The following is a 13,413-nucleotide window of genomic DNA, read 5'->3' as shown; positions in this document are numbered from 1 at the left end:
TTCGTAAGTCTTACGGATATATATGTTACAGATATATATGGTCATTTGATAGATGCAAAATACGCCTATAGCTGGCTTAGTATATCCTTCTTTATCTTTCTAGTATATATGATTGACATGCTAAGTCCAAAGAATTCTGCAAATACAAACGAGAACCACACGTAGTCAACGTTACCGAGCTTAGACAGGAAGTATGCCGCTGGCAGTAGCACGATTAGCTGTCTCACTATTGATACGTACATGCTGTACACGCTCTTGCCAAGTGCCTGGAATACTCCACCTCGCATGATTGAGTATCCTGCAAATGGAAATACCAGCGAGATAACTCTAAGCTCAACAGTTCCAATCCTCATCAGCTCTGGGGATGCTGCGAAGAAGCCGAGCAGCACATGCGGGATTGCCCAGAAAATGAACAGCCCCACGGTCATAATGACTATGCCATAAATCGCAGCCAGTCTCATGGCTTCATTTAGTCTCTTGCGATTCTGTGCGCCATAGTTGTAAGCGATAATCGGAACTATGCCATTATTCATGCCGAACACTGGCATAAAGATGAAGCTCTGAAGCTTGAAGAACGCTCCAAATGCAGCAACCGCAGTGGTTGTAAATTTTACGAGTATCTGGTTGAGGCCGAACACCATTAATGAACCTACAGACTGCATGATGATTGATGGGACGCCGATTTCATATATTTCTCTTATTGTATTCCAGCTAGGTCTGAAACCCTTAAATGTCAGCTTGACTTCCCTATTCTTCTTAACATTAAAATAAAGGCCTAGCAGCGCACCAACGGTCTGTCCAAAAACGGTGGCATATGCAGCGCCAGAGATTCCCATCTTAGGTGCGCCAAACCATCCAAAGATAAGAATCGGATCCATGATGATATTAATAATAGCGCCGGTACTCTGAGTGATAAATATGTATATGGTCCTGCCTGTACTCTGCAGCAACCTCTCGATTGTAACCTGCAGGAACACCATGACCGATAGCCAGCATACGATTCTGAGGTACGTTACGCCATACTCGATTATCTCAGGATCATTTGTCTGCATCTCTATAAAAGGTCTTGCGAAAAGCCCTATTACTACGAACAGCGCATATGTTACGAAACTCAGGAATATTCCATTTTGTGCCGTAGCATTTACCTTATCGAACTCCCTTGCTCCGAGGTACCTTGACATCAGAGCACTCATACCTACAGCCGTACCTACGCCGAAGGCAATCATCATGGATTGAATTGGAAAGCATAGGGAGATGGCTGTAAGAGCATTCTCATTAATCTGAGCGACAAATATGCTATCCACTATGTTATAGAGCGATAGTACAAACATAGAAACCATGAGCGGAATCGATAATTTTATAATCAGTGACGGTATCGGCGCTATACCTAGCTTATTCTCTTTTATCTCAGCAGCTGTGCTCATTGTCTCCCCTTTTCTTATCACAATAAACAAAAACGACTGAACGGGTATCCATTCAATCTACGATTTATTATACCATTTTGAGAGCAAAACATTCTAGTGCAGAAACGCAAAATAGTACACAAGACTTGGTTATTCTTTAAAATTACTGCTTCGTCTATCATATTGCCGCAAAGGAAAAAACGTAGCATCAGCCACGCTTTCTCCTTTGCAGTATATTTATTATTAAGGATGTTACAGCCCGTAGGCTTGGAACAACTGATTTAAATGAGAGAAGCTACGCACTTCTCCACTTCCTCCATCTTCGCAGTAGGTTCAAATCTCTCAACTACATCGCCGTTTCTATCAACTACGAATTTGGTGAAATTCCACTTGATATCAGGATTATTCTTATAATCCTTATCCATCTTCTTAACCACTAGCGAAAGTCCTGTCGCCTTGAGGCCTTTACCAAAGCCTTCAAAGCCCTTCTCTTCCTTGAGAAATTTATATAGTGCTAGCTGATTCTCACCGTTCACATCAGACTTCTTCATCTGAGGGAACTTCGTGTTGTACTGCAGAGTGCAGAAATCATGTATCTCTTCGTCAGTCCCAGGAGCCTGCCCCGCAAACTGGTTGCAAGGAATATCTAGCACTTCAAATCCCTTGTCGTGGTACTTCTCATACATCTCTTCAATCGGTTCGTACTGAGGCGTGAAGCCGCAACCTGTTGCTGTATTGACAACGAGGACAACCTTCCCCTCGTAATCTTTCATCGATACTTCGCTTCCGTCTGTAGCTGAAACTGAATAATCATAAAATCCCATATCCATTACCTCCTGTTATGACCTATGAAAAGCCCTTTAAAATTCACATGTCATTTTCACGTGGCATTCTCGTTACTACGTTAATCTTCTAGTCTAATTCCCTTTTTTAGACTCCACTTACATGCACAATTATATTGCGCTAAATTATTTTGTCAACAATTCATGATGCACTTATATAAATACTTGTATGCATTTTAAGGAGTCCTCCTCACGTATATAAAAAGGCGCCAGAGTTTCTACCCCAGCGCAAAATTCACTAAATTCATCTTTTATTTTTTGACCAGTATCAATTTACCAGCTTACCTGCCCATCGCCTGTAATATCTATCTTGTCTCCGAGGAACGTCGGTTCTGGTTTAACAAGGCACTGCACAAAAGCTTTCTCTCTAGATAGGAACTCCCTAATTGCACGAGCCTCATCTCCATCATACTGCTTCTCGGCCGCACTTACCCCTACAGCTTTGATGCCAAGCCGCTTTGCTGTATACAGCGATCTACCCTCGTGATAATGCTGTGTAACCACTACTGCTGACTTTACACCGAATATATCCCTTGCGCGATACATCGATTCATACGTAGAAAAACCTGCGTGGTCGAGGAATATGTCTTGCGCTGGAACACCGTGTTTCAAGCAGTAATTCTTCATGACCTTCACCTCGTCGTAATTGGTCTTGCCGTTATCCCCAGACAACAGCAGCTTCGGTGCCACCCCTGCATTATATAACTCTATCCCACGATCAAGTCTGTCCTTAAGAATCTTAGTAGGCTCACCATTGCCGTACACACCTGCGCCCAGCACGATGATGCATTCGTACGATTGCCCGCGAAGCTGATCTAAGCTGCGAAGACTTCGCTCACCTTCTAACTTAACGAACAGGTTGATTCCCACGATTATGACTACAGCTATCAATATTAACTTAAATATCCATTTAATAACCTTAAGCATAGGTATAATAATATCCCTCATAGGTGATATATGCAAGGAAGTAACGTGTATATAAATCAAAAACAAATGAAAACCGGGCCCTACACGTGTTCATCTGAACGGAGGTATCTCTAGCCCGGCAAAATTCAATTAATTATAGTACTTTGGCTTGCACCCAAGTCATCTAAGATTAGTCAACGAACTTAACAGCTGTTCCGTATGCCATAACCTCTGCAGCGCTCTGCATTATGGATGCGGATGAATAGCGAACAGCAACTACTGCGTCAGCGCCAACGCTCTCAGCCTCATCAACCATTCTCTTAGTCGCAAGAGCTCTTGCGTTGTTCATCATCTCGTTATACTTAACGAGCTCTCCTCCAACAAGAGTCTTGAGTCCAGCTCCAAAGTCTCTGATAGCATTAACTGTCTGAATTGTGCTTCCCTTTACAAGTCCGATAGTCTGAACTTTTCTGCCTTCGATTTCGTTAGTAGTTACTAAGATCATCGTCTTCCCCCTTCTGAATCTCGCGGATTCTCTCGATCAAGATGTGCAGCACCCCGTATATGAAGCCAGCGCAGATAAGTGCTGCCACTATTCTAAAGCCAAGCGGCACCCCAGGAATAATTTCGAAACCGATGAAATAAATCAAGATAATCCCGATGACTATACCTATTATCGCAACCGCTACGAGAATACTGCCAATTTTATTTTTCTTCATAAAACATCTCTCTTCTCAAATACCCGAGCATGCACGATTGCTTGCCCCGTATTTACTGATAATTATACCATCTGGGTATGGTTGTCACAATAAGGTTCTATATCAAGGAAATCAATTTACTTTTTCAAATTAGCGCTATCTATTATAGTTTTTTTTAGCTAAAACTGATTATATACGAAATCAGGCGCTGAAGATAAATCTGCATTCAACAAATACACAATTATTATCACCATCATAAAATAGAATGCCACCGTCCAGAATATAATATTCCAGAATGTCGATGTTTTAATCTTATTGATTATAGAAATTAAATACTGCTTCATCAAAGTAAACCCATCCTTTCCATCCCATGTGCATTATATCTTTCAAAAATATTTCTCATATTCTTTATCGGAAAAGTCTGCTGTTTTCACATTATATTCTTTGCAGATCTCTCTAACTTTAGAATAGTATGCTTCTCTTCCCGACTTTGGGAAGCCTGTGTAATCGTACCAACTGCCATTTACTGGCATTATAACTATAAGTGGTTCTATATCAAGTTCTTTACACATATCCAGAAATATTTTAAAGTCGTCATATTCAGGTGATTCAGCATAGCTTTCATTAATATTCGAATTTTTTAAATTATTAACGTTATCTTTAATATAGCTGTTATAGTATTCGTCATATACTCCAAAATCATTATTTGTACATGCTTTTTCACCCTCAGACTGCGCCTCTCCCATCAAACGCTGAAAGTTAATATCCCTTTTATTAATAATTCCTGCATCTGCTGTCGTGCCACTGCTTAGTTGTTTGGCAAGTGTGTAGTCCTCTTTAAAATCCATGAACCCTCTAAACACCTTGTTTTTTATGTGCTCTACAGGATTTAAATTGTGATTAAAATATTGTCTCTCGTATAAATTAATTCTCTCTAGTTGCTTTGAATCAGATGCCAGATATATTTTTAACCTTTTAGTAAGGCGTTTTTTTAGCTTCTCTGAGATATTTTTGTTATCCATCATTTCTAGATAAAGTCTTTCAGAAAAGCGACTAGCATACGCATCAGGGTCTAATCCATTTTTTGTAAACCATTGAGGAGATAATATTAATACAACCTTTTTTTTAGGAAGTATATCGCTGTATGCACCAACTGCAGTTGCCTGGTGTAAGCATTGCTTGTAACCACTACCCATTAGGACCATCTTCATTTCTGACTTTCTGTTCCCAAATAAGTATGATGGGAATCCAATCTGATCAGTTGCTGAAAGTTCTGACGAGCCTAATACGACAGCAGTATCTTTATCAAATATCTTTTTCAGAACTTCAATCGATGCATTTCTTTGGTCAGTATTTACTTTATATGCTTCATTAATTTTTTCACCAGTTATCACTGGCAATTTTATCCGTGAACCATATACGAATATTGTAACTAGCATTAGTATTGCTGCTATTATAAGCGAAACTAATTTTTTCATATCACATTATTCCATTTCATTTAAACTACTATGATTATTGCTCTGGTCCTATCTAAATAAATAGCCCTTTTCTTAATGACTATCTTAAATATTCTATAAGTCCAATGGCCGCAGCCCTTCCTTGCCCAGAAAATATTAGAAATCCAAACATAACTAAATTTAGGGTAATAAACCACGACACAATTTTATAAACCTTATCCCTTTTATGTAGTTTATAGAATCTAGATTTCTTTTGATATAACTCAGCAATAACCAGCAATATTCCATGATATACACCATAAGCTATATAGTGAAGTTCTAGACCATGCCATATTCCCATCAATGCCATATTAATCATCAAGCCGGCTGATGCAGCCGTTAATTTACTTTTAAATCTCTTTTTGCTTAGTGAGTTAAATAAAAATCTCGAGAATATAAAATCCCTAAACCAGTGGGATAATGTTATATGCCATCTGTCCCAAAAATCTTTAATATCAATACTAATAAATGGTTTATTAAAATTATCTGGCACCTTTATCCCAAGAATATAGCCTGTTCCTACTGCCATCAAACTATATCCTGCAAAATCAAAAAACATATATAAACCATATGAGTACGCATACCCAATTATATGAATTGGATCATATTTATTTATCATATATGTATTCATAATATACATAGCTGTTCCTGATAACGGCAGCTTATACAAAAGCCCCCACATTATTTTAACTATTCCGTTTGATAACAGTTCACTATATTCTTTCCCTGTATAGATTTTAGAATAATCTTGCGAAAAACGACGGCTTCTGTCTATTGGGCCAGAGCTAAGTGTTGGAAAGAATAATAGGAATTCAAGGAACTCATACCACTTTATTTCATTTATAATCCCGTCATAAATTTCAATAATTGTCTGTATAACTCGGAAAAAAATATATGATAATCCAAGGAAACCAAAGATTGTGCTGCCAGATCCAAAAAAGCCATGACCCACAAAGCTTTCTAGCTTACTCAATATTAATGGACATAATGTTATTATAACTGCCGATGCATAGAAGAACTTATTCCTTCCCATCTTTATTCTGGAAAGTAGATAAAGCTTTACTAAGCCCAGTGACATTGCAGAATACCCTGTCAAAAACGCTAGTTCCATCAGAGAGTTGCGGTATATTAGATAAATAAATATGCATGTAAGAAACCCTCTATAGTATCTTAGCGACTTTCCATTTAGTCCTATTACTATAGCTGGAATAATTGCAATGATTAATGTTATAAAAAAATCCAATCCTGAGAAAAAACTCATTAGATCTACCTCAATTCCTTATTATGTCACAATCATACTGATGTTTTGTCACAATCTTTACATCATCGCAACTACCTCATACTCCTACTCGCAATCAGATTCACGCCTGTACCCATAAAGTCTCTCACTATCACGTCGTTTATCTCCACAGGAGCCGTTACTCTGAGTCCTTTAATCTCGCCCATCGCCTCGCGCCAAATATCCAGAGGAATCTCGCTCTCGGTAATTACCGGCAGCACGCGGTTGACCGCCCCATCGATTCTTACCGTCGAAGTCAGAATCCTCATCGGGCGAGTTATCTCCTGCTCTGCATAGCTAAGACCTTCTTTGCAGCTGTACCCTTCAATTTCTATAATTTTATCACTTTCGAGATGTACAGTAACTCTGCAGCCCTTCGGACAATTTACGCAAATCAATTCTGCATCTCTCATCTTAATTCTCCTTTATCTGAATCGTTAGATCCCCATTGGCTTCTTGAAGGTGTTTACCAGCTATTACCACCTGCTCCATCTCAGATGGTATAATCACATCCTTATGAATTGTGCGAAGTAGCTTGCTTCCCTTCAAAATTTCTATCGTGATATCGTTCATCGGTTTACGGACGCGGAAGTAAAGTGTCACAGCCTTTGGCAGGCTCTTTTTGTGGAGTTTCGCAGGAACTACGTAGCTCACCATATTTCCAGCGTGAGCTTCACAGTACGAATTACTGGCTAAAGATTCATCGTCATCATCTAGAGATAACCCGAAGGTCTCAGCTTCATCACCATCATGAGCTTCTTTTAGTCTCTGCTTTAGCGCTTCATAATATCTAGCAGCCCCTACCGCCGCTTCACTGGCCTGTTTCGTAACGAAGTCTGCTAGGTCATGCACGTGAAGTCCGTTTCCGCATGCGAATATTCCTGGAACCGATGCCATATAGTTCTCGTCGACAATTGTCCCACGGATGCTCGGATCAATTTCGATTCCAGCCTCTTCAGCTAGAGTGTTTTCAGGAATCAGTCCAACGCTTAGGAGCAGTGTGTCTACGTCGAAATACATTTCACTTCCCTTAATCGGCTGTCTCTTATCATCTACCTTTGTGAGCTCAATACGCTCAATTCTGTCACGTCCATATATGTTAGTTACAGTATGGGATAGATATAGAGGAATCCCAAAGTCATCAAGGCACTGCTTCATGTTACGAGGTAGCCCATTGCTGTACGGCATAAGCTCCGCAACGCCGAGCACTTCAGCTCCCTCTAGACTCATGCGACGTGCCATTATGAGTCCGATATCTCCAGAGCCGAGTATGAATACCTTCTTTCCGACCATATAGCCATCTATATTGAGGTATCTCTGCGCCTGTCCCGCTGTGTAGACTCCAGTCGGACGCTCGCCAGGAATCCCAAGAGTACCGCGGCTTCTCTCGTAGCATCCAACTGCAAGGACGATAATATCTGCCTTGAGCTTCTGATATCCTTCTTCCTTACTCACATACTCGATAACACGATCGCTGCTCATATGGGTAACCATTGTGCCTAGCTTAATCTCGACGCCAGATGCCACCGCTTCCATCTCGTATCTCTCTGCAAACGCGGGTCCGCTAAGCTGCTCTTTGAAGGTTGTAAGCCCGAACCCATTATGTATGCACTGATTGAGCACTCCGCCAAGCTCGATATCACGCTCGATTAAAACGACATCCGATAGCCCTTCGTGCTTAAGCTTCGCAGCAGCTGCTAGACCACCGCAGCCACCACCTATTACCACTGCCTGACAATGTCTCATCTTAGCGATTCTCCCTCTCTAAAATCTTTGAATACTGCCCATCTTGAACGATATCGACAGGTGAGCAGTTTAATTCTCTCGCCAGTATTTCCACGACCTTAGGTTCGCAGAAACCTCCCTGACACTTGCCCATCCCTGGACGAACTCGTTTCTTTATCCCCTTGACGCTTCTAGCTCCACAAACTTCATGTATTGCAGAAACTATCTCTCCCTCGGATATGGTCTCGCACCTGCAAACTATATTTGCATACTGCGAATTTGCACGCACTAGTTTCTCACGCTCCTCTTCAGATAACTCCGAGACGACAATCGGCTTATCCCTTGTCATCACAGCATCTGGATTTTCCTTAAGGCATAATCTATCCGTTATAAAATGCTCTATCACATAGTCCGCAATCGCCGGCGCACTGGCTAACCCGGGCGACTCTATGGAAGCGATGTTGATGAAGTTTGGGTTCTCGTCATCTAAGGGGCCTATTATAAAATCCTTTGATGTCGAACTCGGTCTTAGCCCTGCAAATGTCCTTATCGACTTATGCAGTGAAACCGTCTTAATTATCTTGGCGATATTTTCGCGCAAGTATCTTGCCCCAACTGTGCTAGTTGCCGTCGTGATGTTGTCTTCTAATTCCTCGCTATTAGGACCGATAAGCGTATTCCCGTATACCGTCGGAATTGCGAGCACTCCCTTTCCCTTGGCAGTTGGAACTGGGAATATGATGTTATTTACTATATGTTCGTCGTTACTGATGACATAGTATTCGCCTCGCCTTGGAGTTATCTCGAATCCTGCACATTCTGTCAACATATGGCAGATCTCCGAAGCGCCTATTCCAGAAGCATTAAGAACAACCTTGGCATTGAATGTCTCGCCGCCTGCTTTGATCACGTAGTCATCGTCATTCTTATCTATGGTGCTCACTTCGTGGTTTAGGAATAAATCTACGCCATTGTTTACAGCAACCTGCATACAAGCAATAGCAATCTCCCAAGGATATATTACCGAAGTCGTTGGAAATGACAGCACCTTGGTTATGTTGTCGCTGAGATTTGGCTCTGCAACGCGCGCATCATCTCCACTCAGAAATTCATGGGGGATCTCCCTGCAGACCGCCCTTTCAGCCAGCACCTCGAGTAGATTCTCCTCTTCGTCATTACACGCGACTACGAATGCACCCGTATTCTTGATATGGCAGTGTAAGTCCTCGCAAATCTTAGGATACTTACGCGCACCTTTTACATTAAGTTCCGCCTTGAGCGTACCATCTACAGGATCGTATCCTGTATGCACTATCGCAGAATTCGCCATCGTTGCGCCATTCGCGATATCATTTTCCTTGTCTAGGACCGCTATTTTGAGTTCGTACCTCGAAAGCTCTCTGGCGAGCATCGAGCCAGTGATTCCTGCACCTATTATGACTATGTCGTAAAGCATGTTTCCTCCGGGTTGGCTTTGGTTTTTAATAACTGTTTAATTATATCATGTATTGCAATCATTATGATATTCCGAGCGCAATTCACGCTTAATTGCAATTATTTACTGATATGGACTGTACTTAGAAAGAGGGATGAATGGTGAATGTTTCTATAATTGACAAATTAGGATTATTCAATCCATAATGGACTCACACTAGATATAGAATAGATTACTGATGAATACAAAAAGAGAAGGTGATCGCTCACCTCCCCTTGTTTTATAAACCGTTAGCTATTTGTTGTACCAGTAGTTCATGTCCACATTGCCTTTTATTCCGTCGACTCTTCCCTTACTGGTATACTGCCATACTTCGTAGCTTCCATTGTATGTAACCCTGTCATAGTACTGAGCTACCCAAACTTTATATTTGCCTAGCTTACTCATGTCTAGATTGTTGTTCAGCCAACTGGTGCTCGCATAAATCATAGGCGTATATCCGAGCGACTCTATCGTCTCACAGAAACCCCTAATCGCTTCAGTTCTTGCAGCAACCGAGATTCCGTTTGACCTTGCATTGCTCTGATACTCTGTGTCTATCACCAGCGGAAGCTTCACATCATAGTCCTTGACGAGAGATACGAGGAATTTTGCCTCCTCGGCTCCCTCGGTGTAATCTCTCGCTTCGGTAAACATGTATGCTCCGGCCTTAAGACCAGCTAATATTGCTCCCGATATATGAGTGTCAAATTTAGAGTCTTTTACAAGAGCTCCATTGGTCTTACCACGATATCCAGCTCTAACGATAGCAAAGTCTATTCCAGAAGCCTTTACCTTCTGCCAGTTAATATCGTCCTGGTATGCGGATACATCCACTCCCTTTAGCTGATTAGCAATCACACCAGAGGCATTTGCGAAGTATGTCTCACCGTTTAGTTTAAAGATAGCCCGACAGCATCACACCATCAGAATTGAATGCGTATTTTTTGCCATCGAGCTCTTTGATGGTGTTCTTAACCATCTTGTGATCTTCGCCGAAGTAATACCAATAGCTACCGAGCTGTAGCCATCCAGATACTGCTGCCCCAGACGCACTAAAATAATACCAGTCACCTGAAACTTGCTGCCAGCCAGTCCTCATGGCACCGTCGCCACCTAGGTAGTAAAGGCTGCCGTCTATATCTCTAAGGTCAGTCTCCATTTCACCGTACTCTCCAAGGTAGTACCAGTAGCCACCGATTTTCTGCCAACCAGTTCTCGCAGCGCCGTCAGCACCTAAGTATGCCCAGGCATCATCTATCTTCTGCCAGCCTGTTTTCATTCTGCCGTCATTTTCCGTGCCAAAGTAGTAGTATTTACCGTCGATCTCCGCCACGTCGGTCTGCATGATGCCGTCCTCGTCGAAGTGATACCAATATCCGCCATACTTTAGCCAGTTGTTCTTTAACGCAGCTCCATCAGCTCCGTAGTATCCCCATCTGTCGGCAATCTTTTTGTTTGATTCATAGGTTGCACCAACTACCTGCCAGCCAGTCTTCATGGCTCCATCGTTAGCAGCGCCTAGATAGTAGCTCTTTCCATCTAACACCTGATTGCCTGTAAGCATTACTCCCATCTTATCGAAGTAGTACCAGTAGCCGCCGATTTTCTGCCATCCTTTAACAGCTGCGCCGCTAGATCCGAAATAGTGATATGCGTCTGAAATCTTGTGCCAGCCAGTCTTCATCGCTCCGTCATTTGACGCTCCGAAGAAGTAGAGCAGCTTTTCAACCTCCTCTAGTCCGTAGGCCATCGAACCATCCGAATGTAGATAGTACCAAGTGCTTCCCGCACTGAGCCATCCTGTTCTCATGGAACCCTCTGAACCGAAGTAGTAGTAATGATTACCAATCTGCTGCCAGCCTGTCTTCATGATGCCGTCTGGTCCTAGATAATACTTCTTGCCGTCGATAGTGAATAGGCCCTTCTGCATTACGCCAGCGCTGTTATAGAAGCGCCAGCCACCAGATTCGCTCTTCCACGTTCCAACAATTGCAGGCGCTGTTTCAACTTGCTTGTTTTCGTCTTCCGCTACAGAACCATTCGATTCGACCTCTCGGTTTTCATCCGAGACAACTTCATTATTGTTTGCAGTTTCTATTTCTTCTGCATGCCCTGAATCTTCAGTTGTTGCTCTCTCTGGAGTAGTTGTCTCTGTAGTAACTTCATTTTTCTCTGTAGTGGTATCTTCATCTGCTGCATTTGCCGTAAAACAGAAAAAGAACATCAACATTGCCAAACATAGCACTGTAATGGCAATGTGATATTCTTTTCTCTTTACATCAAAAATACCCTGGTTTTGCTTTGTCATGATGAGCTCCTCCTTCTTCATCACACATAGCTATAACGTATCACTATACTTAACTCTCTTTTGAGAATTGTATACTAAACTTTATAGTTGTTCTATTGGTTCATCAAGTTTTAATTATCGGTATTTTGTTATCTCTTATCTCGCCGAACTCAAGCACATCGGCTATCCTTTCGCTAGCGTGTCCATCGCCGTAAGGATTTGAAGCCTTGCTCATAGCCTTGTATTCCTCTTTATCGGTAAGAAGTCTTGAAAATTCTTTGTATATCGTTTCCTCTTCAGTCCCGACCAATTTTAGTGTACCCGCCTGAATTCCCTCTGGGCGTTCGGTAGTGTCTCTCATTACGAGAACTGGTTTCCCAAGGCTAGGTGCCTCCTCCTGAATTCCGCCTGAATCGGTCAAAATCAGATAGCTCTGGTTCATGAAGTTATGGAAATCAAGCACATCGAGCGGTTCTATGATCCTAATGCGTTCTTCCTTGCCACCCGGTGAACTCTCACCAAATACATCCTCTGCAGCCTGTCTTACAGCAGGATTCATATGTATAGGATAAATCGCCTTAACATCAGGGTTTTCATCCATCACGCGGCGAATAGCTCTAAACATGTTATGCATAGGCTCGCCGAGATTTTCTCTGCGATGAGCAGTGATAAGAATAAGTCTCGAATCAGAAGCCCAATCTAGATGCTCGTTACTATAATCTTCCTTTACCGTCGTGCTCAAGGCATCAATCGCAGTATTGCCTGTAATCCAGATTTTTCCTGCATCCTTACCTTCGTTCACTAGGTTCAGTTTGCTCTTCTCTGTCGGTGCAAAATTATATTCTGCAACAATACCAACAGCCTGTCTGTTAAATTCCTCTGGGAAAGGTGACTTAATGTTGTACGTTCTAAGACCTGCTTCCACGTGTCCAACAGGAATCTGTAGGTAGAAACAAGCAAGCGCAGTCACAAATGTCGTGGTCGTGTCTCCGTGTACGAGAACTACGTCGGGATTTTCATTAACAAGCACTTCTCTGATTCTCTCAAGAATATTAGTTGTAACATCAAAGAGAGTCTGTTTCTCTTTCATTATAGACAGATCATAATCTGGAACCACATGGAAGGTTTCGAGAACCTGATCGAGCATCTGTCTATGCTGTCCCGTAACGCAAACGCATGTGTCTATTCCAGGTCTCTTTTTCAATTCCTTTACAAGTGGGCACATTTTAATTGCTTCCGGTCTTGTCCCAAAGACCAACATAACCTTTTTCATGATTACCTCTAAATTAATCTATAGTTA

At 42.0% G+C, this 13,413-nt stretch carries 12 protein-coding genes and 1 pseudogene; all 13 read right to left on the bottom strand.

Annotated features, from left to right (window positions below):
- Positions 1 to 65 precede the first annotated feature (65 nt).
- The 13 genes and pseudogenes from QU661_RS00585 to wecB all read right to left on the bottom strand — a co-directional run bounded on the left by QU661_RS00585 (position 66) and on the right by wecB (position 13,386).
- Positions 66 to 1,424: an MATE family efflux transporter gene (locus QU661_RS00585; protein WP_304989843.1), complete on the bottom strand. Its 1,359-nt coding sequence runs from the start codon at positions 1,422 to 1,424 to the stop codon at positions 66 to 68.
- Positions 1,425 to 1,684: 260 nt separating this feature from the next.
- Complete coding sequence (locus QU661_RS00580) at positions 1,685 to 2,227, bottom strand: glutathione peroxidase (RefSeq protein WP_304989842.1); 543 nt, start codon at positions 2,225 to 2,227, stop codon at positions 1,685 to 1,687.
- Between the two features lie 291 nt (positions 2,228 to 2,518).
- Positions 2,519 to 3,172 carry a SanA/YdcF family protein gene (locus tag QU661_RS00575; protein ID WP_304989841.1) on the bottom strand — a complete coding sequence of 218 codons (654 nt, stop codon included), beginning with the start codon at positions 3,170 to 3,172 and terminating at the stop codon, positions 2,519 to 2,521.
- Between the two features lie 169 nt (positions 3,173 to 3,341).
- Complete coding sequence (locus tag QU661_RS00570) at positions 3,342 to 3,656, bottom strand: YbjQ family protein (RefSeq protein ID WP_304989840.1); 315 nt, start codon at positions 3,654 to 3,656, stop codon at positions 3,342 to 3,344.
- Positions 3,637 to 3,870: a hypothetical protein gene (locus QU661_RS00565; protein WP_297969025.1), complete on the bottom strand. Its 234-nt coding sequence runs from the start codon at positions 3,868 to 3,870 to the stop codon at positions 3,637 to 3,639. Before QU661_RS00565 ends, QU661_RS00570 begins: the two co-directional genes overlap by 20 nt.
- 291 nt (positions 3,871 to 4,161) lie before the next feature.
- Positions 4,162 to 5,288 (bottom strand): annotated as a pseudogene (gene dltD, locus QU661_RS00560) (D-alanyl-lipoteichoic acid biosynthesis protein DltD).
- Positions 5,289 to 5,406: 118 nt separating this feature from the next.
- The gene (dltB, locus tag QU661_RS00555) at positions 5,407 to 6,606 is read right to left on the bottom strand and encodes a D-alanyl-lipoteichoic acid biosynthesis protein DltB (protein WP_304989838.1); all 1,200 of its coding nucleotides are present in this window, start codon (positions 6,604 to 6,606) and stop codon (positions 5,407 to 5,409) included.
- Positions 6,607 to 6,677: 71 nt separating this feature from the next.
- Complete coding sequence (locus QU661_RS00550; protein ID WP_304989837.1) at positions 6,678 to 7,037, bottom strand: DUF1667 domain-containing protein; 360 nt, start codon at positions 7,035 to 7,037, stop codon at positions 6,678 to 6,680.
- 1 nt (position 7,038) lies between these two features.
- Positions 7,039 to 8,370 (bottom strand): NAD(P)/FAD-dependent oxidoreductase, encoded by a 1,332-nt coding sequence (locus QU661_RS00545; RefSeq protein WP_304989836.1) that lies wholly within the window; start codon positions 8,368 to 8,370, stop codon positions 7,039 to 7,041.
- 1 nt (position 8,371) lies between these two features.
- Positions 8,372 to 9,805, bottom strand: coding sequence for an NAD(P)/FAD-dependent oxidoreductase (locus tag QU661_RS00540; protein ID WP_304989835.1), 1,434 nt, complete (start codon positions 9,803 to 9,805; stop codon positions 8,372 to 8,374).
- Positions 9,806 to 10,078: 273 nt separating this feature from the next.
- The gene (locus QU661_RS00535; protein WP_304989834.1) at positions 10,079 to 10,684 is read right to left on the bottom strand and encodes a glycoside hydrolase family 25 protein; all 606 of its coding nucleotides are present in this window, start codon (positions 10,682 to 10,684) and stop codon (positions 10,079 to 10,081) included.
- 37 nt (positions 10,685 to 10,721) lie between these two features.
- Entirely contained in the window at positions 10,722 to 12,134 is a 1,413-nt protein-coding gene (locus tag QU661_RS00530; protein ID WP_304989833.1) for an N-acetylmuramoyl-L-alanine amidase family protein, read from the bottom strand.
- Between the two features lie 103 nt (positions 12,135 to 12,237).
- Positions 12,238 to 13,386: a non-hydrolyzing UDP-N-acetylglucosamine 2-epimerase gene (wecB, locus tag QU661_RS00525; protein ID WP_304989832.1), complete on the bottom strand. Its 1,149-nt coding sequence runs from the start codon at positions 13,384 to 13,386 to the stop codon at positions 12,238 to 12,240.
- Positions 13,387 to 13,413: the final 27 nt, after the last annotated feature.

This window comes from Mogibacterium neglectum (assembly GCF_030644205.1).
In the GTDB taxonomy this organism is placed as follows: Bacteria; Bacillota; Clostridia; order Peptostreptococcales; family Anaerovoracaceae; genus Mogibacterium; species Mogibacterium neglectum.
The sequence above is the reverse complement of the archived record's forward strand: the minus strand, read 5'-3'. Positions and strand labels throughout refer to the sequence as shown.